Annotated in this window: 20 protein-coding genes and 2 tRNA genes; 3 read left to right on the top strand and 19 right to left on the bottom strand. The window is 48.4% G+C overall.

The annotated features are described in order from the left end of the window. Positions 1 to 44: 44 nt before the first annotated feature. From UF06_RS06285 to nsrR, 7 genes are all read right to left on the bottom strand, one after another. Complete coding sequence (locus UF06_RS06285) at positions 45 to 3236, bottom strand: ExeM/NucH family extracellular endonuclease (protein ID WP_045569687.1); 3192 nt, start codon at positions 3234 to 3236, stop codon at positions 45 to 47. Between the two features lie 23 nt (positions 3237 to 3259). Beyond that, positions 3260 to 4348: a hypothetical protein gene (locus tag UF06_RS06280; protein ID WP_045569686.1), complete on the bottom strand. Its 1089-nt coding sequence runs from the start codon at positions 4346 to 4348 to the stop codon at positions 3260 to 3262. A gap of 474 nt (positions 4349 to 4822) precedes the next feature. Then, positions 4823 to 5839 carry a tryptophan--tRNA ligase gene (gene trpS / locus UF06_RS06275; RefSeq protein WP_045569685.1) on the bottom strand — a complete coding sequence of 339 codons (1017 nt, stop codon included), beginning with the start codon at positions 5837 to 5839 and terminating at the stop codon, positions 4823 to 4825. 135 nt (positions 5840 to 5974) lie between these two features. Beyond that, positions 5975 to 6661 (bottom strand): phosphoglycolate phosphatase, encoded by a 687-nt coding sequence (locus UF06_RS06270; RefSeq protein ID WP_082069592.1) that lies wholly within the window; start codon positions 6659 to 6661, stop codon positions 5975 to 5977. 81 nt (positions 6662 to 6742) lie between these two features. Continuing rightward, a complete protein-coding gene (gene rlmB / locus UF06_RS06265) occupies positions 6743 to 7486 on the bottom strand; it encodes a 23S rRNA (guanosine(2251)-2'-O)-methyltransferase RlmB (protein WP_045569683.1) in 744 nt (247 codons plus the stop codon). 39 nt (positions 7487 to 7525) lie between these two features. Next, entirely contained in the window at positions 7526 to 9985 is a 2460-nt protein-coding gene (gene rnr / locus UF06_RS06260; RefSeq protein ID WP_045569682.1) for a ribonuclease R, read from the bottom strand. Positions 9986 to 10070: 85 nt separating this feature from the next. After that, complete coding sequence (gene nsrR, locus UF06_RS06255) at positions 10071 to 10496, bottom strand: nitric oxide-sensing transcriptional repressor NsrR (protein ID WP_045569681.1); 426 nt, start codon at positions 10494 to 10496, stop codon at positions 10071 to 10073. A 146-nt stretch (positions 10497 to 10642) separates the two neighbouring features. On the opposite strand from nsrR, the gene hmpA reads away from it, so the two are divergent. Beyond that, a complete protein-coding gene (gene hmpA / locus UF06_RS06250; RefSeq protein ID WP_045569680.1) occupies positions 10643 to 11827 on the top strand; it encodes an NO-inducible flavohemoprotein in 1185 nt (394 codons plus the stop codon). A 90-nt stretch (positions 11828 to 11917) separates the two neighbouring features. On the opposite strand, the gene UF06_RS06245 is transcribed toward hmpA, so the two are convergent. Beyond that, entirely contained in the window at positions 11918 to 12553 is a 636-nt protein-coding gene (locus UF06_RS06245; RefSeq protein ID WP_045569679.1) for a tetratricopeptide repeat protein, read from the bottom strand. Between the two features lie 235 nt (positions 12554 to 12788). Further along, entirely contained in the window at positions 12789 to 14087 is a 1299-nt protein-coding gene (locus UF06_RS06240; RefSeq protein ID WP_045569678.1) for an adenylosuccinate synthase, read from the bottom strand. A 175-nt stretch (positions 14088 to 14262) separates the two neighbouring features. Between UF06_RS06240 and UF06_RS06235 the strand changes: the two genes are divergently transcribed. Then, positions 14263 to 14454: a DUF2065 domain-containing protein gene (locus tag UF06_RS06235; RefSeq protein WP_045569677.1), complete on the top strand. Its 192-nt coding sequence runs from the start codon at positions 14263 to 14265 to the stop codon at positions 14452 to 14454. A 47-nt stretch (positions 14455 to 14501) separates the two neighbouring features. Here UF06_RS06235 and hflC read toward each other — a convergent pair whose 3' ends face one another. From hflC to tsaE, 8 genes are all read right to left on the bottom strand, one after another. After that, positions 14502 to 15482: a protease modulator HflC gene (gene hflC / locus UF06_RS06230; protein ID WP_045569676.1), complete on the bottom strand. Its 981-nt coding sequence runs from the start codon at positions 15480 to 15482 to the stop codon at positions 14502 to 14504. A 2-nt stretch (positions 15483 to 15484) separates the two neighbouring features. Further along, a complete protein-coding gene (gene hflK, locus UF06_RS06225) occupies positions 15485 to 16684 on the bottom strand; it encodes an FtsH protease activity modulator HflK (RefSeq protein ID WP_045569675.1) in 1200 nt (399 codons plus the stop codon). A 45-nt stretch (positions 16685 to 16729) separates the two neighbouring features. Next, entirely contained in the window at positions 16730 to 18019 is a 1290-nt protein-coding gene (gene hflX / locus UF06_RS06220) for a ribosome rescue GTPase HflX (protein WP_045569674.1), read from the bottom strand. Positions 18020 to 18060: 41 nt separating this feature from the next. Next, complete coding sequence (hfq, locus tag UF06_RS06215) at positions 18061 to 18324, bottom strand: RNA chaperone Hfq (protein ID WP_039431220.1); 264 nt, start codon at positions 18322 to 18324, stop codon at positions 18061 to 18063. A gap of 191 nt (positions 18325 to 18515) precedes the next feature. Next, positions 18516 to 19448 carry a tRNA (adenosine(37)-N6)-dimethylallyltransferase MiaA gene (gene miaA, locus UF06_RS06210; protein ID WP_045569673.1) on the bottom strand — a complete coding sequence of 311 codons (933 nt, stop codon included), beginning with the start codon at positions 19446 to 19448 and terminating at the stop codon, positions 18516 to 18518. Beyond that, positions 19445 to 21424, bottom strand: coding sequence for a DNA mismatch repair endonuclease MutL (gene mutL / locus UF06_RS06205; protein WP_045569672.1), 1980 nt, complete (start codon positions 21422 to 21424; stop codon positions 19445 to 19447). Before mutL ends, miaA begins: the two co-directional genes overlap by 4 nt. Before the next feature lie 8 nt (positions 21425 to 21432). Next, a complete protein-coding gene (locus UF06_RS06200; protein WP_242401993.1) occupies positions 21433 to 23124 on the bottom strand; it encodes an N-acetylmuramoyl-L-alanine amidase in 1692 nt (563 codons plus the stop codon). A gap of 11 nt (positions 23125 to 23135) precedes the next feature. After that, entirely contained in the window at positions 23136 to 23600 is a 465-nt protein-coding gene (gene tsaE / locus UF06_RS06195) for a tRNA (adenosine(37)-N6)-threonylcarbamoyltransferase complex ATPase subunit type 1 TsaE (RefSeq protein ID WP_039436869.1), read from the bottom strand. A gap of 192 nt (positions 23601 to 23792) precedes the next feature. Between tsaE and queG the strand changes: the two genes are divergently transcribed. Then, complete coding sequence (gene queG / locus UF06_RS06190; protein ID WP_045569670.1) at positions 23793 to 24914, top strand: tRNA epoxyqueuosine(34) reductase QueG; 1122 nt, start codon at positions 23793 to 23795, stop codon at positions 24912 to 24914. A gap of 522 nt (positions 24915 to 25436) precedes the next feature. Here queG and UF06_RS06185 read toward each other — a convergent pair. Continuing rightward, positions 25437 to 25513, bottom strand: a tRNA-Met gene (locus tag UF06_RS06185). Between the two features lie 42 nt (positions 25514 to 25555). After that, a tRNA-Met gene (locus tag UF06_RS06180) sits at positions 25556 to 25632 on the bottom strand. Positions 25633 to 25677: the final 45 nt, after the last annotated feature.

The following is a 25677-nucleotide window of genomic DNA, read 5'->3' as shown; positions in this document are numbered from 1 at the left end:
AGAAAAAAGGGCTGACGCAGCAGCGCCAACCCTTTCAGAGCCGATCAACGACGACGGCGTAGCAGGCCTAAGCCAAGGAGTGACAGCAGGGCACCAAAGCCAAAACTACCACCAGAACCGTCGTTCTCTGGATACACTGGCTTCACATTGCTTGAGTCACGTTTAACCACCGACATTTCCAGCGCTTTGCTTTCAACGGTCTCTTGCGCTGCGCTCTTCTCAACCGCATCACGTTTGAGTGTCATGGTGAAGGTGTACTCGCCCGCATTCAGGCCAACCACGTCAAACATCACCGTTTGCGCACCATCATTGCTCAAAGTTACTTTCGGTAGCGCGACGCCTGCAGGGCGAGGCGAGATAGCGATCTCGGCTACATCACCTTTTTTCGCTTTGGCTGACACTGGGAAAGCAATGTCCGCTCGGCCACTTTTCACCGCGACAGTGACTGGGTTCTCACCCGCTTCACCATATTTATAACCAATCACCAGTAGCGCTGGGTCATGGTCTGATGAACGGAACGGCGTTTGAGCATAGAATGGATTGCTCTGTTCACTCGGTTCTTTCTTGTAGTTACCATAATCGTAGAGGTTCGATTCTGGCGCGTTGATGTGCCAATCTTTCGCATCCACTAAGCGATCTTTCATTGATGGCGAAACCAAGAGATGGTCAAGCGAACCAATTTCATTGTTAAACGAGTAACTCCATGAGGTTTCGCCTTGCGCAGTAAACAGATCGACTGCATTCAGGTAGCCATACGTCTTGGTGATGCGAGCACCTTCAGGACCATACTGTGGCTGGCCATCGATGTAGGTATAACCTGCAGCGTACAGCGCTTTGCCCGTTGGGTTACTGGTCAGAACCAACATAGGATCTTCGTGCGCGTAGGAGTTCATATCGCCCAGCAGCACTTTATCACCCGATAGCTTGGCCATCTCTTCGCCCAGATGCACCGCGGCCGCAACACGGACGTTCTCACACGCACCTTGGTAGTCGTCATCGCGAACATCGTCGGTCACTGGGTTGAAATTCGCCCAGTTCTGCCATCCTGCCCAATCTTCATAACAGGTTGAGCCTTTTGATTTCAAATGGTTGATGGCAACGGTCAGTTTCTTACCAGTATTGAGCACGCCAAAGGTCGCAGCAATGGTATTGCGCTGGAAGTTGGCGCCGCTTTCACGGATCTCACCATCTTCACCAACAATCGCGCCCCCTTCAGGGTATTCAATCATCGGTGCATGCTGCTCAGGCATCGAGATAACTTTGCCAAACTGTAGTGACACTTTTGAAGGGCGATAGATAACGCCTGTGGTGATCGCATCACTGCCGATGGTGTCGAGATCATCCAACACTTGGTCGCCATTTTTATCAAAGCCAACAAAGACATAGCGATTATGAATAGAGCGAGCATGATTGCGATCGCCATAATTTTCATAGTCATATTTAGCATTGATGGCTGCTAACAAGGTTTTGATTGCGCCAAAGTCACCAAAACCATTATTTTCCACTTCCATCAGACCGACGATGTCGGCATTCAAGCCATAGATAGCCTCAACAATTTTTGCCTGCTGACGTTCAAATTCCAGCGAGGATTTGGCACCACGGTTATCACCAAACGTGTTATCTGACCCACCGAATGGCGAGTTGAAATAGTTGAGTACGTTTTGCGTTGCCACTTTAATCACAAAGCCGTCAGAACCATTATCGGTATTGATACTTGGCGCAGTCGTACGTGGCGTATTGTGTACAATGTCACTAGTGCTCAACTGATTACTTGGCACTAAACGATACTCGTCGTAACTGTAGGTCATGACACCTTCAAGGTTTTTGACCGTATCGTTAATGCGAATATAGTTTTTCTGTGGGTCGCTATTAAACGCTGGATAATAAGGGATCTCACCGTTCTTTGGCGCAACCGCACTGTCGACAAACAGAGTACGATCTCTGTTTTGATTTAGCTGCATTAGAGATTCGAAACTGCCTGCCACGTGATCTTGGTTCGGGTGGAAGTTCGGACGTTCGTACGCAAGCACCATGTTGTTTCGGTACTGCTTTTTGTCTAGAAGCTCGAAGTCGAAGTTAAAGGCACGTGCGACATGCATGCTTTGATTGCCCTCTTTGGCATCATCCATGTCTTCAACCAGCTTAACCAGCATGCCCTCGTAACGCTCCAGCGTTTTAGCAAAAGATGCACCATCGGACTCAAGACGTTTCATTTCCGCAGGCGCAATCGTAACTTTATTGCTGTCGGTAACGACCCATTCGCCATCCGTTTCCAGTTTAAACTGCGTTTGGCCGAAGTATTCACGTACCTTACCGGTCACCGTGATCTCTTGGCCCACCATATCTGCATTGGCTTTGTTCGAGTAAACAAAAAGACCGTTGGAGGTGGCTGGATTGTTGTCTTCATCGTAGAGGAAGAAACCTTTCGAGATGCCGTTGTTGGCACTGATCAACACATGGCTAACACGTGCGGTCAACTTATAGTTTTCTTCGGTTTCGTAGAACTTATCTTCCTTAAGATCGCTGCCATGTTCTTTCTCAATCAATGGCGAGAACATCCCCGAACCTTGCACTTCAGCAAGAGTGACTTCAGTCGGAGGTGTTGGCGGCGCAGGTGGCTCAACAAACGTTGGCTTACCCAGATCAGCGAAAGTGTCCACCGCTTCAGCAGCCCAGTTCGCTTCCACAAATGCCGCATTCTGCGTCATCGCGGTATTAACGCGTTTGTAGGTAACGTCCGCGCCCCAGTTGTTGCTGTTTTCACCGATGATATCAAGCGGCGCATCTTTGCTACCGATCCAAACCGCTTCACCACCATTGAAGTTCAATGAGTCATATTTGTCTGTCGTCCAGTTACCTGTTTTCAGCAAAATGCCGCCATTTTGCTCGACATAATCCGTGAGTTCCGCAGTTGCATCGCCATTGACAATCACCAGACTCTTACCAGCAGGAATAGTCTTACCGGTCAAAATCGACGTTCCGTTGCCTTTGCCTTGACCATCACCAGAACCCGCTACCAATACCTGGTTCTTATAAGAGCTATAGAAAAGGCCGACAGTGTCGTCAAAGGTGTAATCTGTGCTACCTGTATTGGTCAGCTCAACGGCTGTGTTTTTAGCATAACTACCTGAACCATCGACATATTCCGAAATTAAAATGTGGTTAATATCCGCTAGCGCCGCGCCACTTAATACGCTACTAATCGCACCAGCAAGTAAAGTCATTTTTCTATTCATTTTTCTCATTCCCTCTGACACGATTAGAAGTAAACGCGCGCATACGCATAGGCATCTTGTGCGGCTTCACCTGCGTTTAACTCAAGCGCAATCACACTGGATTTGGTTGGTTTGTAGTTCACGCCAACGGTGCCCCACGTGCGGCTATCACCCCAGCTATACTGGTTCGCATTTAACTTCTGATTGTTTTTTCCCCACTTCTCATACTCTTCAAAGTTATAGGAAGCAGTGAACTCCAAGTTCTTGCTGAAAATGTATTTTGCAGAAGCAAGGTAGCCCTTGTTTTCTTCTGTTTCATATTCATTGTGAATGTAGGTTTTCTTCCCTGTAGTAGTATCTACAGACTGTAAGTCTTTGTTCTGTGCAATATCTTCTTTCTCGAAGAAACCATTGATACCAAGATGGATGGTATCGGTGACAGCAAATCGAGCGCCCAGACCAACTAGGCGTTGCTCGCCGTATTTTGTTGCACCGTCTGAACCACCACGGCCTTCTAGGCCAAGCACGACAGAGAAGCTGTCGTGGAAGAAACCAATATAGCCGTTAACAATATCGCCTAACTCGTCACCAGAAGAAGATTTACCACCATAGGTATAAGAGACACCCGTTTTGAGGTAGGTGAAGAATTGCCCTTCGTACTTGGCCGTGATGTCTTGGTCGCCTGCTTCGCCAGTTTCCACCGTGGTATCAAAGGTCAGGTCACCCCAGTTGTCGTAGTCATCAAACGCCGTATCGGTCAGGCCCACTTCAACGTATTGGCTAAATCGCTGACTTTGAACCACGTCATAGCCGATAAAAAGTTTGTCGATACTCAGCACTAAATCGCCCGAACCACCTGCCCAGTTTTCACGTTCGTAATCGAGCTCTAAACGGTAGTGCATGCGATCGTTTTTGCCGCGAACGCCCATGGTAGCGAATGAGTCGTCGATGAAGCTTTGGTCTTTGAAAAACTCGCCGTATTCAAAATTTGCCCCGATATGACCGCCAACGCCGACTTCACCATATAATTTCAGGTAATCACCATTATCATCCTGATAAATAGTGGCAGCATTCACTGCGGTCGCCATACATAGCGAAGATATCGCTATTGCCACTGCATTTCGTTTTAACATTGCTATTTCCTTGTATCTTAAAATCCAACTTGGAATGATGTTCTGTATGGTAAACAGGGCTCTGTTATTTCATTGATTGGCCAACAGGATATTTATCGGTCAAATTTTAGGCACACAAAGCCGTGCTCGCTTCTTTCGCTGCGAGGAGAGGTTCCGTTTAACCAGATCTTATCTAAACTGGACTAATGTCTCTCTTTTATGCAAAAAGAAAAGAGATAAGCATATTAAATGCGAAATGTTTCACAATTATAAAAGTATTAATACGAAGGGTTTTATACTTTCAACAAATATCGTTGTTAATATAATCAACAATAACTCAACATTTTCAAAGTTAGAGCAAACGCTCAGTTTTGAATTTTCAAATATGATAAAGAGGCGGGATATATTAGCGATAGGTATATTAGTGCGAGCAAGAAATAATAAAAAAGGCCGCACTGATTGGCGACCTTTTATTATTTGCAAAATATTTCTGATTTATGGACGCGTCACAAAACCCACGGCTTGATAAACTTGTTTCAATGTTTGTGCGGCGCGTGCCGACGCTTTTTCTGCACCTTGACGCATCACTTCATTCATATAAGTGCGATCTTGGCGAATGCGATGGTACTCGGCTTGAATCGGCTCAAGCATCGCCACCAGTGCTTCACCAACGTCTTTCTTAAATGGACCATACATTTCCACGCCTTGGTACTTGGCTTCGATCTCTGCAAAGCTCATACCCGTCGCTGCTGAGTACAACCCCATCAGATTCGAGATGCCCGCTTTGTTATCCCAATCATAGGCGATGCGCGGTGGCGTTTCGGTATCCGTTTGCGCTTTGTTGATCTTCTTGAGGATCGATTTTGGATCTTCCAGCAGAGTGATCACGTTTTTGCGGTTGTCATCCGATTTCGACATCTTCTTCGTCGCATCCTGCAAGCTCATCACGCGTGCGTTCACGGTTGGAATGTATGGCTCAGGAATAGTGAAAATCGGGTTTTCTGGTGCGTAGATATTGTTGAAACGAGTGGCAATATCGCGTGCCAGTTCTAGATGTTGCTTTTGATCGCTGCCCACGGGTACTTGGTGCGCACCGTAAAGGAGGATATCTGCCGCCATCAACACTGGGTAACCAAACAAACCAACGTTAACATCGTTGGCGTAACGGGCAGATTTGTCTTTAAACTGAGTCATACGGCTCAGTTCGCCCATCTGTGTGTAGCAGTTAAGAAGCCAACCAAGCTGAGCATGCTCCGGCACGTGGGACTGAACAAATAGCGTGCTCTTCTTCGGATCAACGCCAACTGCGAGACAGATAGCCAGAGCGTCCAGAGTCGCCTCATGCAATGCTTTCGGATCTTGGCGAACCGTGATGGCATGAAGATCAACCACGCAATATTGGCAATCATAGTCGTCTTGCATCTGCTGCCATTGACGTAGAGCACCCAAGTAGTTACCGATACTTAGTTCACCTGACGGTTGAACACCACTCAATACAATGGGTTTGCTCATGAAATGCTTCCTTTGACTTCTTAATCTTAAATAAATGAAAAACCGTGCAGACTTGGCGCACGGTTTCCTCAGTGTACTCATTGATGAGTATTTTTCTAGTGGTTTTCACTGCGTTGGGCTGAGACGAATCGCACTTCAAGCAGAAACGAGCACCACATCAATCAGTTGGGCTAAAGAATCCGCGACATAATCAGGGTTGGAGTTGGCTATTGGCTCTCCGTGATTATAGCCATACGTCAAACCAAACGAGGCACAACCAGCATTTTTCGCCGCAAGAATGTCGTTTTTTGAGTCGCCGACCATCAGCATTTGCGCAGCATCCAATTGATGCTTTTCCAGCAGCCAGTTGAGCGCCATCGGGTTGGGCTTGCGCTCAGCAAAAGTATCTCCACCGATCACATCCACAAAATAGTCGGCGATACCGTGTTGCACTAAAACATCAGGAACAAATTTGCTCGGTTTATTGGTAACCAAAGCCATTTTTATGCCCGCACGATGCAGCTCTTGCAGCGTCTCTTTGACCATCGGGTACAAATGACTCAAGCGATGCCCTGTCTGCTGATAGAAATCGTCAAACAGCTCGCGCGCTTTGCCACGTAGCTCATCACTCAAACTCGGATCAATGGTCAAGCTTTGACTCAGCGCACGACCAATCAAGATATCAGCCCCGTTGCCAACGTAATCGCGCACCTGCACTTCACTCACACTAGGAAAGCCCAAGGCTTGCACCGCTTGATCTGCGGCGACCGCCAGATCAGGCACGCTGTCAAGCAATGTACCATCAAGATCGAAAGCGATCAGTTGAATGTCTTGTTGAAACATAAAATGGAAACTCTCTAAAAAACGAAGGATGGGCATGCCCATCCTTTCTAAATGACCGTTGCGGGTACTATACCTGTCCGATTATTGTGACGCCAGTCTCTGACGCACCGCTTCAAACAGGCAAATACCTGACGCCACCGACACATTGAGGCTAGAGACACTGCCCGCCATCGGAATTTTGATTAAGTCATCGCACGTTTCCCGCGTCAAACGGCGCATGCCGTCTCCTTCAGCGCCCATGACAATCGCCAGCGGGCCAGTCAATTTAGCCTGATAAATATCGTGCGTCGCCTCACCGGCCGTGCCAACAAACCAGATGCCTTTTTCCTGCAGATGACGCATGGTGCGCGCTAAGTTGGTCACGCGAATAAGCGGCACCGTTTCGGCTGCGCCGCACGCCACTTTGCTCACCGTCGCGGTCATTGGCGCTGATTTGTCTTTCGGCACAATCACCGCAGCCACACCAGCCGCGTCCGCATTACGTAGACACGCGCCTAAGTTATGCGGATCGGTCACCCCATCCAACACCAGCAATAGTGGCGTCGTATGCTGAGCTAAAATGTCATCCAGATCGTTTTCGTTCAACTGCTTAGCGGGTTTCACTTTGGCGATAATGCCCTGATGGTTCGCGCCATGCGCTTTGTCATCTAAGGTTTTGCGTGCCATTTGCTGAATGGAAACACCCACCATTTGCAGCTCGCTTAAAATCGGCATCAGGCGATCGTCCTGACGGCCTTTCAGCACATAGGCTTCAATAAAACGTTCTGGCTCACGCGCTAAAACCGCTTTTACCGCGTGAATACCGTAAATAAATTCATTACTCATTGCTTAACCTGTTTACTCGTGTAGAAGACCACTGCCTGCTCACTCAGCCGCTTTTGCGTTGTGCTTGGTTTTCTTTGGCTTACTGTGTGGTTTTTTCTTACGCGCTTTTTTTACTTTCTGCTTTTTGTCTGCCCCTTCAACGGGGGCAGGACGTTTGGTCGGCTCGATCACTGGCTCATGGTGCATGGCTTTGCCAGAGGCCTTAGCGATGCCTTTTTTCTTCGCTTTGGCCTTTTCTTTCGCTTCAGCAACACGTTTTTTCGCGGTTTTCCCTTCGCCGCGTAGCTTACGGCTGGTTTCAACCAATTCAAAGTCAATTTGTCTAGCGTCCAGATTGACCGACAGCACCTTCACTTTCACGGCATCGCCGAGACGATAGATGTGCCCGAAGCTTTCTCCGATCAATCGCTGGCCAATCGGATCAAACTGATAGTAGTCGTTCGCTAACGTCGAAATGTGCACTAAGCCATCGATGTGCAGCTCGGTTAAGCGCACAAAGAAACCAAAACTGGTGACATTGGCAATCACACCGTCGAGTTCATCGCCAACGTGATCTTGCATGTACTCACACTTAAGCCAATCAGCCACCTCGCGAGTCGCATCATCAGCACGGCGTTCAGTCATCGAGCACTGCTCACCGTAGAAATCCATGTCATCGAAAGAGTAGTGATAACCGCCCGTCGGCGTCCAACGGTCCTGATTACGCCCCTCTTCTTTGGCAATCAGGTATTTGATTGCACGATGCAGCAAGAGATCCGGATAGCGGCGGATAGGCGAGGTAAAGTGCGCGTAACGCTTCAGCGCCAAGCCAAAGTGACCCGCGTTGTCGGCATTGTATACCGCCTGCTTCATCGAGCGCAGCAGCATGGTTTGGATCAACTCTTTATCGGCTCGCTCACCGATCTGTTTGACCAGATCAGCGTAATCGGTCGGCGAGGGTTCTAAGCCGCCTTTCAGATCAAGCCCTAGCTCGCTGAGAAAATCGCGGAAACCTTGCAAACGCAGCTCTCCAGGAGATTCGTGAACGCGGTACAGAGCGGGCTCTTTGGCTTTTTCCACCAAAGAGGCCGAAGCGATGTTCGCCATGATCATACACTCTTCGATGATCTTGTGTGCGTCATTGCGAATCACAGGTTCAATGCTTTCTATCTTGCGCTCAGGGTTGAAAATGAACTTGGTTTCCACCGTTTCAAACTCAATCGCACCGCGCTGATCACGAGCCGCTTTGAGCACTTTGTACATCGCATGCAGCTCTTCCAGATGCGGTACTAACGCTGCGTAGCGTTCACGTAACTCCTCATCGCCCTCAAGAATTTCGCTCACCTTGGTGTAAGTCAAACGGGCGTGCGAATTCATCACGGCTTCGTAATGTTTGTACCCTGAGAGTTTGCCGGTGTCAGAAATGGTCATTTCGCACACCATGCAGAGGCGATCGACTTGGGGGTTCAAAGAACACAAGCCATTTGACAGTACTTCCGGCAACATCGGAACAACCTGAGACGGGAAGTAGACGGAGTTACCGCGGTTAATGGCTTCTTTGTCGAGCGCCGTATCTGGACGCACGTAGTAACTCACATCGGCAATCGCTACCCACAAGCGCCAGCCACCGCCTTTTTTCTTCTCGCAGTAAACGGCATCGTCGAAGTCGCGGGCATCTTCACCATCAATGGTAACGAGTGGCAGTTGGCGCAGATCCACGCGCCCAACTTTGGACTCTTCAGGCACTTCTTCGCCTAAGTTGGCGATTTGCTTTTCCACTTCCTGCGGCCATTCGTGTGGGATCTGGTGGGTGCGAATCGCAATCTGCGTCTCCATGCCCGGCGCCATGTTCTCGCCTAAGACTTCCACCACTTTGCCCATCATGCCACGAGAGCGGGCGCCACGGTCGGTGATCTCAATAACGACCACGTTGCCCATACGCGCACCCGCTTTCAGTTCATTCGGGATCAGAATATCTTGGCTAATGCGCGAGTCATCTGGCACCACATAAGAGTAGCCATACTCAAGGAAGAAACGGCCGACGATTTGCGATTGACGCTCTTCAAGAATGCGCACAAGACGACCTTCACGACGCCCTCGCTTGCTGTTGTCGGTCGGTTGCACCAAAACATAATCGCCGTGAATCACGCTACGCATCTGGTGGTGTGGCAGCAAGATGTCATCATCTTTGTTGGTGCTGCCATCCGGCCTTACCCAGCCGTGCCCGTCTTTGTGTCCAATCACGTAACCTTTGATCATTTCCAGCTTTTCAGGCAAGGCATAGCACTGACGACGCGTAAACACCAATTGCCCGTCGCGCTCCATGGCACGCAAGCGGCGTCTTAGCCCTTCGTACTGTTCTTCATCTTTGAGATGCAGCGCTTCAAACAAATCGTTGCGATTCATCGGAACGCCAGCCTGCGCGAGGAATTCAAGAATGAACTCCCTGCTCGGAATGGGATTTTCGTAGTTTTCTGATTCACGATCAGCAAAAGGATCGTTTTGAATTACGTCTGACATAGGCACGCCTATTTAGCAAGGAAGGTATAGCGTTAGTATATCCGAGTCTCTCGATAAGCTACAGAATTGCTTTGAAAAAGAATGGCTACGCTCTAGCAAGAAGAATCATCAGTTCTGCATTATCACTCAATAAATCGTCAATCGTGCATTGATCCAGTTCCGCTAAAAACGCTTGTTTTGCACGCGCCAATCGCTCTTTTAAACGGCATGCAGGGGTGATGTGACAAAACTCGGCTGAACAGTTCACCAGTACCAAAGGTTCTAAGTCTCTCACTACCTCCCCGACCGAGATCGTGCTAGCCGGACGATTGAGACAAATACCGCCGTTTTTTCCTCGCACGGTTTGGATGTAGCCGAGTTGACCAAGACGATTAATCACCTTCACTAGATGGTTTCGAGAAACTGAAAATAGATCAGTTACTTCGGTAATATTAGTCAATTGATTTTCTGGTAAGGAAGCAAGATAAATCAGGGTACGTAAACCGTAATCGGTAAAACTGGTCAGTTGCATTTTGCTCTCCTGTGTTGTTTTGAAAGTCTAAAACTTTTCTTGCGTGAAAGATACATTTGAGATACAACTTTAAACATGCATTGATAATGCAACTTAAAACTTATTACTAATAAAAAACTGCTCACTCTCTTCAAAGGAAGTCCGCTATGCTCAGCGAAAACACCATCCAGATTGTTAAATCCACCGCGCCACTTCTGGCAAAAACGGGTCCTCAATTGACCGCGCATTTCTACCAACGCATGTTTACCCATCACCCCGAGCTCAAAGAAATTTTTAACATGAGTAATCAGCGTAACGGCGATCAGCGAGAAGCTTTGTTTAATGCAATTTGCGCGTATGCCAACAACATCGACAACCTTCCTGCCCTACTAGGAGCGGTCGAAAAAATCGCCCACAAGCATTCCAGCTTTCTCATCTCTGCCGAACAATACCAGATTGTTGGCAGCCACTTGCTTGCCACCATTGATGAACTTTTTTCGCCAGGAGAAGCGGTGCTCGATGCATGGGCCGAAGCATATGGCGTGCTAGCCAATGTCTTTATTGCCCGAGAAGAGCAGATTTATCAGCATAATGAAGCGCAAGAAGGCGGATGGCGTGGAGTACGCGAATTTGAATTGATCGATAAACACTATGAAAGCAGCACCATTTGCAGCTTCGTTTTCAAACCCACCGATGGCTTAAATGTTGCTCGCTATAAACCGGGGCAATACATTGGCATTCATATCCAGCACCCAAGCCTTGAGCATCAAGAGATCCGTCAATACAGTTTATCAAGTGCGCCACAAGAGGGGGTCTATCGTATTTCTGTGAAACGTGAGCCCAGCGGTTTGGTATCCAACTATCTGCACGATACACTGCAAGTAGGCGAAACAGTCAAGCTCACCGCACCTGCGGGGGATTTTTACCTCGACATCACGCCCCAAACTCCAGTCGTGCTTATCTCTGCAGGTGTCGGTCTAACTCCAATGCTTGCTATGCTGGAAAGCTTATCTGAGCATCGAGCGCCGCTTACTTGGGTGCATGCAACGGAAAATGGCCAGCAGCACGCCTTTAAACAACACGCCAAGGCTTTAGTTTCCAAGCTCGAACAAGGACAGACGGCAATTTGGTACCATCAGCCAAGTACCGAAGACCGTCTCGGCGATGATTTCCATTTCACGGGTTTGGTCAATCTTGATGAGATTCGCGACAAGCTACAAGCAGAGCATGCGCAAGTTTACCTTTGTGGACCCATTGGCTTTATGCAATATGCCGCCAAGCAGTTGGTCACGCTTGGTCTCACCAGCGAGCGAATCCATTACGAGTGTTTTGGCCCACATAAAGTGATGTAACTTGGCTAGTTGAACATTAAGACTCAACAGAAACAACAAAGCCCACTCAGCGAAGTGGGCTTTATTATAAAGAGTGAGAAAATTTGATTGCTACCAGAAGGTGTCGCGCCGCTTGGCTCTGGCAATAATGTTCTCTGGCATGCGCTGCTCCAAACCTTGCCGCAACATTGAGATGCGCTGATGCTGCCTTTGATCCGCCGTGACGGAGTTATATAGCCAGCGATAGGCGTCTTCGTAGTCTAAAGGGCTGCCATAATCACGAAGTAGTAGCTCCGCTAGGTGTATCCGAGCATTTAAATTGCCCATGGCAGCGGCCTCACGTAAGTAAGGAATGGCGCGCTCTTTATCTTGTTGCACCAAAGTTCCACGTGAATAGTAACGACCCAATTGCTCTAGCGCAGCAGGTAAGCCTTGATGCGCGGCATTTTCCATGTAGTAGAGACCGAGTTCGACGTCTTGGTCAACACACACACCCCACGCCAACATATCACCGTACAGAAACTCGTACGCGGGTAAGCTGATCCGTGTAGCACGCGCGACAATATCTTCCACCAGCTGACAATTGTCTGCCCGTACTCGTTCCAGGTGCTTATTCTGCTCAATCAGCTTGATAAGCTCTGCTTCGGTATAGATGGGTACTGGCACCCCGACATCAGCAACACTGGCTTTAGTAAAAGGAGCACTCAACACCAACAGTAGCGAAGCAGCCACCGTTCGTAATTTCATATTCATCACTCTTTAATGTTTATCTGGCAACCAGGATCTCCGGAGGATCTCGCGGGCTTGATAACATTATCGGCACCGTATCGCACAGCTTTAGACAAAAGTTGCCATCCACAGGCAATAGATTGCCACGCCGTGATGACATTTGCACCAGTTAGCTCAAAAAAAGCACAAGACAAACTGTTGGGATAAAAAAACCGACCATCGTGGTCGGTTTCTTATCATTCGTGAGCAAAGATTAAGATTCGAATGGGTGAACCTTAATGATGGTCTCATTGCGATCTGGGCCAGTAGAGATAATGTCTACCGGTACGCCAGTGAGTTCTTCGATACGCTTGATGTAATCGATCGCCGCTTTTGGTAAATCTGCCAGTGATTTAGCGCCAAAAGTACTCTCTGACCAACCCGGCATGGTTTCGTAGAGTGGCGTCGCTTTCTCAAACGCTTCAGCCGCCATTGGAGAGACTTCTAGAATTGAACCATCTTCCATTTGGTAAGCGGTACAAATTTTCAGCTCTTTCAGGCCATCCAGTACATCCAACTTAGTCAGGCAGAAACCAGACACTGAGTTGATTTGAATCGCGCGACGCATCGCAACAGCGTCAAACCAGCCACAACGACGCTTACGACCAGTGGTTGCACCAAACTCATGCCCTTTCACACCTAAGTGCTCACCGACATCGTCAAACAGTTCGGTTGGGAATGGGCCGGCACCAACGCGCGTACAGTAAGCTTTTGCGATACCCAGAATGTAACCTAGGTAACGAGGACCAAAACCAGAGCCTGCAGCCACACCACCAGCAGTGGTGTTAGATGAAGTCACGTAGGGGTAAGTACCGTGGTCGATGTCGAGTAGCGTTCCTTGAGCACCTTCGAACATGATCTTGTCGCCACGCTTACGTGCTGCGTCAAGTTCGTCAGTCACGTCAATCACCATAGACGTAAGCAGCTCAGCATAACCTTTTGCTTGCTCAAGCACTTCATCGTAGCTTACTGGTTCCGCTTTGTAGAAGTTCACGAGTTGGAAGTTATGGTACTCCATCACTTCTTTCAGTTTTTCTGCAAAGGATACCATATCGAACAAGTCACCCACGCGCAGACCGCGGCGAGCCACTTTATCTTCGTACGCTGGACCAATACCACGACCCGTAGTACCAATCGCTTTCTTACCACGCGCAATTTCACGCGCTTGGTCGAGCGCAACGTGGTATTGAAGAATCAGAGGACAAGCTTCAGAAATGAACAGACGTTCGCGAACTGGAATACCACGCTCTTCAAGAGGTTTCATCTCTTTGATGAGCGCTTCAGGTGAAAGCACAACGCCGTTACCGATAACGCATTTAACGTTATTACGCAGAATACCTGATGGGATTAAGTGGAGAACGGTTTTCTCACCGTCGATTACAAGAGTGTGACCAGCATTGTGACCGCCTTGGTAGCGAACCACATACTTTGCATCTTCAGTCAAAAGGTCAACGATTTTGCCTTTACCTTCGTCACCCCATTGGGTGCCCAGAACGACTACGTTATTTGCCATCTTTCCAAATCTGATTGATAGTTAAAAAAGGATTCTAGCACCGAATTACGCGTCTTGCAGTCATTTTTTGTTCACACAGCCAGGGTCCAAAAGAGTGAAAAAACACATGCATACTTTTTCATCACACGCTTCACTGCTACCATGCTCTCTTGCTTCTTAGATGGGTATTTATTCTATGGCAGATTCACTTTGGATCGCATTGGGGCTTGTTTTGATTGTTGAAGGGCTGGGACCTTTGCTCGCACCTCGAGGATGGCGCAGCATGGTGGCACAGCTCAGTGAACAACCCGACCATCAGTTGCGCCGTATTGGCGGTTGCCTAGTGGTTGCAGGGGCTGTGATTGCTTACATGATGAGTCACGGATAAAAAAAGGCTCCAACAACGGGAGCCTTTCGATTTGTGCGGTTTAGCGCTTACTTAGCTTCAACGCCTTTACCACTGTTCATATACTGGAAGAAATCACTCTTCGGATCCAAAACCAGAATATCGTTCTTGGAGCTAAAGGATTTCTCATAGGCTCTTAGAGAGCGTAAGAAACTGAAGAACTCAGGATCTTTGTTGTACGCTTCAGAGTAGATCTTCGCCGCTTTAGCATCAGCATCACCGCGAGTTACGCGAGCCGTTTTATCCGCTTCCGCTAAGATAGTCGCCACTTCAAGTTCAGCTTGAGCGCGAATGACTTCGGCTTTTTCACGACCTTGAGAGCGGTGTTTACGAGCTACTGACTCACGTTCAGCACGCATACGACGATAGATAGACTCACTGATCTCATCTGGGAGGTTGATTTTCTTAATACGGAAATCAACCACTCTCACGCCTAAATCTTTCAGTGCGCCTTTACGCGTATCTTCCAACACATTTTCCATCACTTGGTCACGCTGACCATCGATTTCCAATGCTTGTTTCGCAGCCTCAGTCGTGACGACTTCGTCATCAGCACTTTCCGGCAAGACATCTTTATTACGTGGGCCCGAAACAATTTGTTTGATTTCACGAGAACCGATTTCAGAACGAAGAATGTCTGTCACTTTACGCTCTAACAGTGCTTGTGCCGTCAATGCATTGCCACCACCCGTTGCCAAGTAGTATTGACCAAAGTCTTCAATACGCCATTTGACATAGGTATCGATGATCACATCTTTTTTCTCTGAAGTCACGAAACGGTCAGAGCGGCCATCCATTGTTTGGATGCGCGCATCTAACGTTCTTACTCGATCAAACAGTGGCATTTTAAAATGCAAACCCGGTTCGTAGATTCGAGCAATTTCATTGTTATCTTTCAGAATACGACCGAAACGGACAACAATACCGCGCTCACCTTCAGGGATAACAAACAAGGACATAAGTAGTGACGCAAGGGCAATCACCAACACAGGGATCATTAATTTACGCATGATTAGTATCTCCCTTGACGTGAGCCAGTGTTGCGCGACTGCGTACTCTGCACATCATCACTGTTACTCTGAGACTCTAGTTGAATCTGGTCGTACGCCGCCGAAGACGGATCTTTACGCTTACTCTCTGCTTGACCACTTTGGCTGGTCAGCTTATCAATCGGCAGATAGAGCAGATTGCCACTCGATTGCGAATCAATCAGCACTTTCGATGTGTTTGAGTACACTTCTTCCATCGTATCAAGGTAGAGACGATCACGGGTAACCGCTGGAGCCGCTTGGTACTCAGGGAGCAGTTTTTCAAACTGTGCCACTTGACCCAATGCTTCGTTAACCGTGCGTTCGGTATAACCTTGCGCTTCTTTCTTCAAACGTTCTGCTCGGCCTGTTGCTTTAGGCAGAATTTCGTTCTTATACGCTTCAGACTCACGAATGAAACGCTCTTCATCTTCTCGCGCCGCAATCGCATCATCGAACGCATCTTTCACTTGCTCTGGCGGACGAGCCGACTGGAAGTTGACATCGACAATCATTAAGCCCATATCATAGCTATCAATGATTTGATTCAAGGTCGTTTGGGTACTTTGGCGAATTTGCTGACGGCCACTGGTTAAGATGCTGTCCATCAAAGAATCACCAACCACGGCACGTAACGCTGAGTCGGTTGCTTGGCGTAAGCTATCGTCAGCATTAGTCACACGATACAAGTACTTGTATGGATCAGACACGCGATATTGTACATCCATGCCGACAGTGACCACGTTTTCATCTTTGGTCAACATCAAACCCGATGCACGCAGTGAGCGAATCGCTTGTACGTTAACGGCAGTCACTTCATCAACAAAGCGAGGACGCCAGTTCAAACCTGGATCAACGATACGATCATACTTACCTAAGCGCAGCACGACGCCACGCTCAGCTTCACCAATCGTATAGAAACCAGAAAAGAACCACACTGCAACAGCGATTGCAGCAATGACTCCAAAGCCAATTGCGCTACCACCAGAGAATGAAGGGCCTTTGCCTCCTTTGTTGCCAAACTTGCCACCCAGCTTTTGACTTAGCTTGTTAAACACTTCATCCAAATCCGGCGGCCCTTGGTCTCGGCCCCCCGGACGCTGGCCACCGCGATTATTGTTACCCCAAGGGTCATTATCGCGGCCATTATTGCCGTTGTTATTTCCAGGCTCATTCCACGCCATTAGAAAGCTCCATCATTTGATATGACGTTATACTGTAGCAGTCCTTTAAGTAACGATAAAGTCACGCAAAACTGCCCCTTCTTTTTTTTCAAGTCTAGACCAATCTACTTGCTGCATTCGAATATCGATCAACAAGTTACCATCTTGGTCGTATCCTTCCTGCTGAATACACTTCATTTGGAAAAATATACTGCGAAGTCTTCCTTGATGCTGTGGAGGGATTCGCAACTGATATTCGATGATCTGGGACGCTAACCGTTCGGTGAGCGCCGCGAACAACAAGTCGATGCCCTTTCCTTCCATTGCTGAGACCCAAACAACACGAGGAACACCTTCATCATCACGCTCGATACGTGGATGCTGATCTTCCATGTTGTCGATCTTGTTCATCACGACCAAAGTCGGGATTTCATGTGCATCAATTTCCGTCAACACATCGTGAACAGCTTGAATATTCTCACGAAAACGCTCATCACTGGCATCAACAACATGTAACAAAATGTCAGCTTCTTGCGTCTCTTGCAAGGTGGCTTTAAATGCAGCCACTAAATCATGTGGCAGATGTCGAATAAAGCCAACGGTGTCAGCCAAAATTGCAGGGCCAACATCCATCAAGTCGATTTTACGCAGCGTAGGATCCAACGTGGCAAACAGTTGATCCGCGGCATAAACACCGGCTTCGGTAATGCGGTTAAATAGGGTAGATTTACCCGCGTTGGTGTACCCGACCAATGAAAGGGTGGGTATTTCGGCGCGATTTCGAGCACGACGCCCCTGTTCACGTTGCTTCGATACCTTTTCTAGGCGGCGAAGAATCGCTTTGATCCGCTCACGCAATAAACGGCGGTCTGTTTCTAGCTGGGTTTCACCCGGTCCTCGCAGACCAATACCACCTTTTTGTCTTTCCAGATGCGTCCAACCACGAATTAAGCGAGTAGATATATGTCTCAGTTGAGCCAGTTCGACTTGAAGTTTACCTTCATGGGTTCGTGCTCGTTGAGCGAAGATATCAAGAATTAGGCCTGTGCGATCGATAACACGACACTGGCATAGTCTTTCGAGGTTGCGTTCCTGGGCAGGAGAGAGGGCGTGATTAAAAACCACAATTTCAGCACCAGTCATTTGCACTGCCTGTGCAATCTCCTGAGCCTTGCCCTCTCCGACGTAGTATTTCGGGTGCGGGGAACGTCGACTGCCCGTAATCACTTGCAGTGTCGTTACCCCAGCAGAGGAGACTAGCATTTCGCATTCTGCCAAGTCTTCCCACTCACCTTCTTGCGTGAAGTTGATATGAACAAGTACGGCTCGCTCACCGGATTCATAACGGTCAAACAAGCAATCAACTCCTTAATGTAGTAACACGATCGACGAAAAGATTAATCTTCAGATTTATCTTGTGGACGATCCGATGGGCTACGCTCACCGCTGTGGTGGCTTACTGGACGTGCCGGTACAACGGTAGAGATAGCGTGCTTGTAAACCATTTGGTTAACGGTGTTTTTTAGTAGGATGACAAACTGATCAAATGATTCAATCTGACCTTGTAGTTTGATGCCGTTTACCAAATAGATAGACACTGGAATACGCTCACGACGGAGTGCATTTAGAAATGGGTCTTGTAGAGATTGCCCCTTAGCCATTTTATTTTCCTTATTTAATTTGTAGTTGTAATTATTTAGCTAGTGGTGCACTGCAAAAGAGACTGCCTTTGCATCTGAGCTAAACGAACAAAATAACACTCTAGTTATTAGCCAGTTGTCACTAACGTCGCCAATAACGATCCTTCAGTGAGTGTATTCACGCAAAAACGATCACATTATACACAGCTATCTCAATCAGATGCTATGGCTTCTGAAAGAGTTTCTAATGACTGTTCAATGTCCTCGCTATCTAACCAAGTTAGGCTATCCCAGCTGCGCAGCCAGGTAATCTGTCGCTTGGCCAATTGACGGGTGGCGCAGATGCCGCGATAAATCGCTTCGGCTAGAGTGCCATTCCCGTCTAAATAGTCCCACATCTGCCGATAACCGACACATCGAATAGAAGGAAGATCCGGATGAAGATCCTCGCGTGCGTGCAAGGTTTTCATCTCTTGTTCAAATCCCGCTTCCATCATTTTGTCGAAGCGCAGCTCAATACGACGATGAAGTTCTGCCCTATCCTTAGGAGCTATTGCAAACTGTTTGACTCGAAACGGCAGGCTTTCGCCTTTGGTTTGCGTCAACTCAGTAAGAGTTTTACCTGAAATGCGAAAAACTTCCAATGCCCTAGATAATCTTTGTGGATCATTGGGATGAATTCTCGCCGCCGACACAGGATCGATCTCTTTGAGTTCATCGTGCAATACTGACCAACCTTTAGTCAATGCCTCTTGCTCAATTTGCTGACGTATTTCAGGGTTTGCGGCAGGTAATGGTGATAAACCTTCTAATAACGCCTTAAAATACAACATAGTACCGCCGACCAATAGCGGTATTTTCCCCTGCGCAGCAATCTCGTGCATCGCTTGCAACGCATCTCGGCGAAAATCCGCCGCGGAATAAGATTGCGCCGGATCCAAGATATCGATCAATCGATGCGGCGCTAACTGCTGCTCCCGCTCGTCCGGCTTCGCCGTGCCAATATCCATACCTTTATAGATCAGCGCGGAGTCCACACTGATGATCTCAACTGGATATTTCTGACGTAGGCGGATGGCCAGTTCCGTTTTTCCCGATGCGGTAGGCCCCATTAAAAACAAGGCCAAAGGTAATCTGTCTGTCATGGTTTCAGTTTTGCTATCGTCGCTGAGAAATCGATCTCTGTGAGCAATTTGCCATCTTGCAATGGAAGTAGACCCTGCCAGAGCTGTTCGAGTTCCGAAATAATTTGAATTGCTTCAGAAAGAGTATAGTGACTTTTCACTTTGGTGATGCGCAGAGCGAGCCAATGGGCTAGCGACGAAGCACAACCTTCATTCCTAGCTTCCTGAGCAAATGAAGCTGCGTAAGATAGCAGATCTGGGATCAGAAGTTGTAGGTTTTGTTGCCGAAGCGGCGCAGGGACACCCATCACGAGCAAGGCTCTGTCATTGCGTGGTTTAAACTGAAGGCCAAAACGAGCAAAAGTTTGCTCTAGCTGCGCAGAGGCTGACATCTGCTCTGAGGTCAATTTGAGTGACAGCGGCACCAGCAAGGGTTGAGATTTTAATGCTTGTGCAGTGGTATTGAGCTGACCTAGGCAGCGATAATACTCTGCCCTAGCCAGAGACAGTAGAAAACTACCTGATTTGCTGCCCATCAGCACGTAGACTTGCTCTACAATCGCGACAGCCTTACCCAGCTCACTCGGCGCATGAGATGTCTGCGTTTGCAAAGACTCAACGCGCGTCATTGTCTCTGGAGGAGAAGGCACATCCGGCGTCTGCAATAGATCTTGGTAAGCTTTGACTTGCTGTTTAGAGGGCGTCTCTATGGGATGATATTCTGAGTTACCACGCCCCGATGAGGATGGACGAGATTCTTGCCAAGCCTGACGCGCTGGCGCTTTTTCGCCACGAGTGGGAGGCACAAAAGCTTCGGCAACGCCCGAGGCGGCTTCACTGTCACGCGCCACTTGCTTGCGAGGATAAGCAGGCGACTTATCTATCGCTTGATAAACCGACTCTGGTACTGCATCAACCGCTTCATCGGCCGCGGATTCATTTTCTGGCTCGGCGGGATGATGAAACGCGGAAGCACTTATCTGCGGCGCTTCAATCACGTCACTTTGTGCCAAAGCACTGGCCAGCGCTTGGTAGATGAAGTCATGCACTAAGCGCGCTTGGTGAAAGCGCACTTCATGTTTGGCTGGATGAACATTGACATCGACCTGATGAGGATCCAGTTCAATAAACAGCACATAGGCGGCGAACTGTTCCGGTTTTAAACTGTTTTCGTAGCTCTGACGGATCGCATGGTTAATGAGCTTATCGCGCATCATCCGTCCATTCACATAACAATACTGCAAATCACTTTGCTGGCGCGCGCCCTCTGGCGTGGTGATCCAACCATGAAGTTTTAACCCTTGATGCTCCAGTTCAATCGCCAACATATGGCGAACAAACGCGTTGCCACAAACTGAAGCCAAGCGCTTTTCTGCTTGGCTGGGCGTTTTCGCCGCTCGATACTGCCGAACCACCTTGCCATTGTGACGCAGTGTGATGCTGACATCGAAACGGCTGAGTGCAATACGTTTGAGAAGTTCATCAATATGGGCAAATTCGGTTTTTTCCGTGCGCAGGAATTTGCGCCGCGCAGGGGTGTTAAAAAACAGGTCTAACACTTCAACCGTTGTGCCGATCGGGTGAGCGGTCGGTTGCAGATTTACCTGCATGTCACGCCCTTCCGTATACGCACTCCAAGCTTGCTCTTGGGTTGCCGGACGAGACGTGAGCGTAAGACGTGAGACAGAGCTGATACTCGCCAGCGCTTCACCGCGAAAACCAAGGCTCATGATCGCTTCTAAATCATCTAAAGTATGAATTTTCGATGTCGCATGACGGCTGAGCGCCAGACCCAGTTCGTCTTTGCAAATACCCGAACCGTTATCACGAATTCGAATCAGCTTAGCGCCGCCTTTCTCGATATCGATATCAATGCGAGTCGCCCCGGAGTCGAGGCTATTTTCCACTAACTCTTTCACCACCGAAGCGGGCCTTTCAACCACTTCCCCGGCAGCAATTTGGTTGGCGAGCCTAGCGGGTAATATTTTGATTGCCATACGCCCGCCTACTTGTTGGGAATAATCAATATCTGCCCAACCGCGAGTTCGTCGGAACGCAGATTATTGGCCGAGCGGATACTGGCAACGCTGACATCATACTTAGCCGCGATTTTGCTCAGATACTCGCCGCGCACCACTTTGTGTTTGCGGATCGGCTTGTCTTTTAAACTGACGGTGATTTTTAGCTTCTGCCCAACCCATAAGATATCGGACTTAAGATTGTTTTCCTTCCGAATATCATCGACACCCACCTTATAGTGCTCGGCAATCTTGCCTAAATACTCACCACGGCCGACAGTATGTGTAATGCGCTCCGTTTCCACTGTATTTGGCTTTTCCGGAATGATCGCCGCGGTCGGCGCGCCATTATCAATGCGTAGCGTCTGCCCAATCGCCAAAGTGGAACTTTTCAGTTTATTGTCCCGCATAATCGCTTGCGTCGTTGTGCCATATTGTTTGGCGATCAGCGACAGCGATTCGCCGCGCTTCACCGTGTGCCAAATCGGTTTCGCATTGGCAGAGAAAACCGTTCCTTCCGGTGGGTTATCTTGCAAATATTTAATCACCGCTTTAGCAATGGCTTTCGCGAGCTTGTCTTGGTGAGCACGTTGGAACAGCAGTTTCTCTTCGGTAGGATTGGAGATAAATCCCGTTTCGACCAGCACCGATGGGATTTGTGGTGAACGTAGCACCGCTAGGCTGGTATTGATCGGATTTTCGTTGTGCAGCTTTGCTACCTTGCCCATTTCGCCGAGGATCTCAGTAGCAAGCTTGTAACCCTCTTTCTGCGAATGGCTAAATTGCAGATCCAGCAAGGTTTGGTTAACGTTTTTGTCGTTGACGTTCGCAAATGCAGTGCCTGCCCCGCCCAAAATCTCCGACTGTTTCTCGTGGTTTTCGACCCAACGAGCAATCTCAGTATTGGCGCGACGTGTATTGAGAACGAATACCGACCCACCCCGAGGTTGTGGCGAGGTAAACGCATCGGCGTGAATCGAGATAAGGAAGTGAGCCTCGTTTTCGCGCGCAATCGCAACGCGACGGTTTAAATTGACAAAATAGTCGCCAGAGCGAGTGAGCTGGGTTTTGATTCCCGGCACGACGTCGAGCTCTGCCGCGATCTTTTTTGAGATACTTAAAGTGGCATTTTTTTCGTATCGACGTGTTGGGCCAATAGAGCCGGGATCTTCACCGCCGTGTCCCGGATCAATCACAATCAGAATATCTTCCGCTCGATGGACAGATTGAATGTCTTTACTGACGCTGGGTGTCGGTGAGGCCGATGCGTTCGCTGTGCGCTCTTTGTGCGGTAAATCGATCACCAAACGGTGACCATAACCGCCGCCAGGGGTCGGTGCCAACTTAAACAGTTCTGCCTGAGAACGCTTTTTCAGTTCAAACACCAGTCGGTAAGTGCCCGATTCTGGGGGCGAACTTTTACGGATTTTGCTCAATACCGGGCTGTCTGCCACCGTGACTGGCAGTTTTGCGCCCAAACTCGTCTTCTTTAAATCAACCACCAAACGGTCTGGCTTTGTGAGGGAGAAATAACTGAAATCCGCCTCATCCGCCAAATCGATCACCACGCGGGTTTCATCCGGAGAAGGCCAAACCCTGACACTTTGCAGAACGTTAGCAAAAGCCCACGCTGGCAGAAGAAGACAAACCGCTGACAGCCATATCGCAGCGGTTTTGATGCACTTTAAACTCAACTTAACTCCAATTTACTGAGCAGCTCAATGCCATACGGGTTGTTTGCTGTTAGTTGTGCGATGCGAGCTTCACCTTGATAGCGAATATCGATATCTAAATCCGGCTCGGGCAGCAACCCCGCGCCTTTTTCTGGCCATTCGACCAAGCAGACGGCATCGGCGGTAAAGTAGTCGCGAATCCCCATAAACTCCAGCTCTTCAGGATCAGCCAAACGATATAGATCGAAGTGGTACACCTGCCAGTTGGCTAACTGATAGGGTTCAACTAAGGTGTAGGTTGGGCTTTTAACATTGCCCTCATGGCCCAAAGCACGAACAAAACCACGACTGAATGTGGTTTTTCCTGCACCCAAGTCCCCATGCAAATAAATGGTGGTTTGTTGGGAGCAAAGATTGGCAAGCTGTGCGCCAAGATTAATGGTGGCCTGCTCATCTTTAAGTTCGAACTGCTTTACGTGCATGATCATCGGTCTCTGAATCTGGGAACTGACTATATAAAAATCAAAAGAACAGGAATAGTAAACTGTGTCTGTTTTGAGAGACAAGCGCCTAAATGTCATTTCGTGGAAAAATCCTCCGAGATCGCTCACTAAGCTAGAACCTTGGCCGAAGATCCAGTAAGATCCGCGTCCGTTTTTCTTCAGGCAACTCGCATGGACTACCAGCAACTCGCGCAACAGATCAAAATTTGGGGAGCCGAACTCGGTTTTCAAAAAGTCGGGATCTGCGATGTTGATCTGCGTGAACACGAGGCCGAGCTGCAAAAGTGGCTAGATGCAGGCTATCACGGCAGCATGGATTGGATGGCCAGACACGGCATGATGCGTGCTCGCCCCGACGAGTTGCTCCCCGGAACCATCCGAGTGATCAGCGTGCGCATCAACTATCTTCCTCCACAAGCGCAGTTTGCTGCAAATCTGGCTGACAAAACTCAAGCCTACATCAGCCGCTACGCCCTGGGCCGTGACTATCATAAGCTAGTTAGAAAGCAGCTCAGTGAACTCGGCAAACGTATTGAAAATGCGGTCGGTGCCTTCGGTTATCGGCCTTTTGTCGATTCAGCCCCCATTTTGGAGCGACCTTTGGCGCAAAAAGCCGGACTTGGCTGGACTGGAAAACATTCACTGATCTTAGATAAAGAAGCTGGCTCTTGGTTTTTCCTCGGCGAACTGCTGATCGATTTGCCTTTACCTGTCGACGAACCAAGTGACGATGACTGTGGGAAATGTAAAGCGTGTATCACCTCGTGCCCAACCCAAGCCATCGTCGACGACAAAATCGTCGATGCCAGACGCTGTATCTCCTACCTGACCATAGAGTTTTCTGGGGTCATTCCTGAGGAATTTCGCAAAGCAATGGGCAACCGAATTTACGGCTGTGACGATTGTCAGTTAGTTTGCCCTTGGAATCGTGAAGCGGAACTCACCGAGCAGAGCGACTTCCATCGCCGTGACTCGCTACGTCAAGCTGACCTTGTGAATTTGTTTCTATGGGATGAGCCCACCTTTCTGAAAAAGATGGAAGGTTCGGCGATCCGTCGCATTGGTCACTTGCAGTGGCTGAGAAACTTGGCGATAGCCATGGGGAACGCCCCTTATTCACTGAAAATTGTGCAAGCATTACAAGAACGCAAGGGACAAAATGAACTACTGGATGTTCACATCGATTGGGCTCTAGCAGAACAACTGAACCAATCGGCCGATCACTCTACTATCGATATCAAAAACCAAAGGCTAATCCGTATCGTTGAAAAAGGTCTGCCTAGGGACGCATGAGGCGTGGGCAGAGCACAGAAACACAGTGCAATATTTGACCTCCCTCTCAATTTTCCAAAATGTGGAAAAAATCCAGGAGCAACGCATTCTACAGCCTTCTCGGAAAAGTTAAGCACATATCCAATCAATGACTAGGATCAAAAAAAGATGCCATTATGATCCAAATATAACGCATGAATGACTAACCATCACAATAAAAAACAATAAAAAACATATAGTTAACAGAATTAGCCACTAACAGCTTATTAAAGGGGAGAGCAAAGATCCTTTTTTCAGAAGAAAGTCAACTACTGCAGAACATGTTATCAACTAAGTTATCCACAATATAATTTCTGTGGATAAGTCTGTTAGCGAAATAGGGAAATGCCCAGTTTTCTTGAGAAAGCTAGGCTAAATAAGTGACTCAAAAACAAGAGGCAACAAAAAAATATCCGAAAGCGTTTTCCGGATATTTATTTCATTCTTTGGGGTTCATGCTTCTCAGCATTACTAAAGAGCGATGGCTTATAAGCCAGAAGAAATTGGTTGCGGGGGCCGGATTTGAACCGACGACCTTCGGGTTATGAGCCCGACGAGCTACCAAGCTGCTCCACCCCGCGTCCGTATTGTGTCACTGTTAAGCACAGTGAGAGCTTTGAATGTGGTTGCGGGAGCTGGATTTGAACCAACGACCTTCGGGTTATGAGCCCGACGAGCTACCAAGCTGCTCCATCCCGCGTCCGATATTACCGTTAAGCACGATAAGAGCTACACCATTTTACTT

This window comes from Vibrio sp. S234-5 (assembly GCF_000960595.1).
In the GTDB taxonomy this organism is placed as follows: domain Bacteria; phylum Pseudomonadota; class Gammaproteobacteria; order Enterobacterales; family Vibrionaceae; genus Vibrio.
The sequence above is the reverse complement of the archived record's forward strand: the minus strand, read 5'-3'. Positions and strand labels throughout refer to the sequence as shown.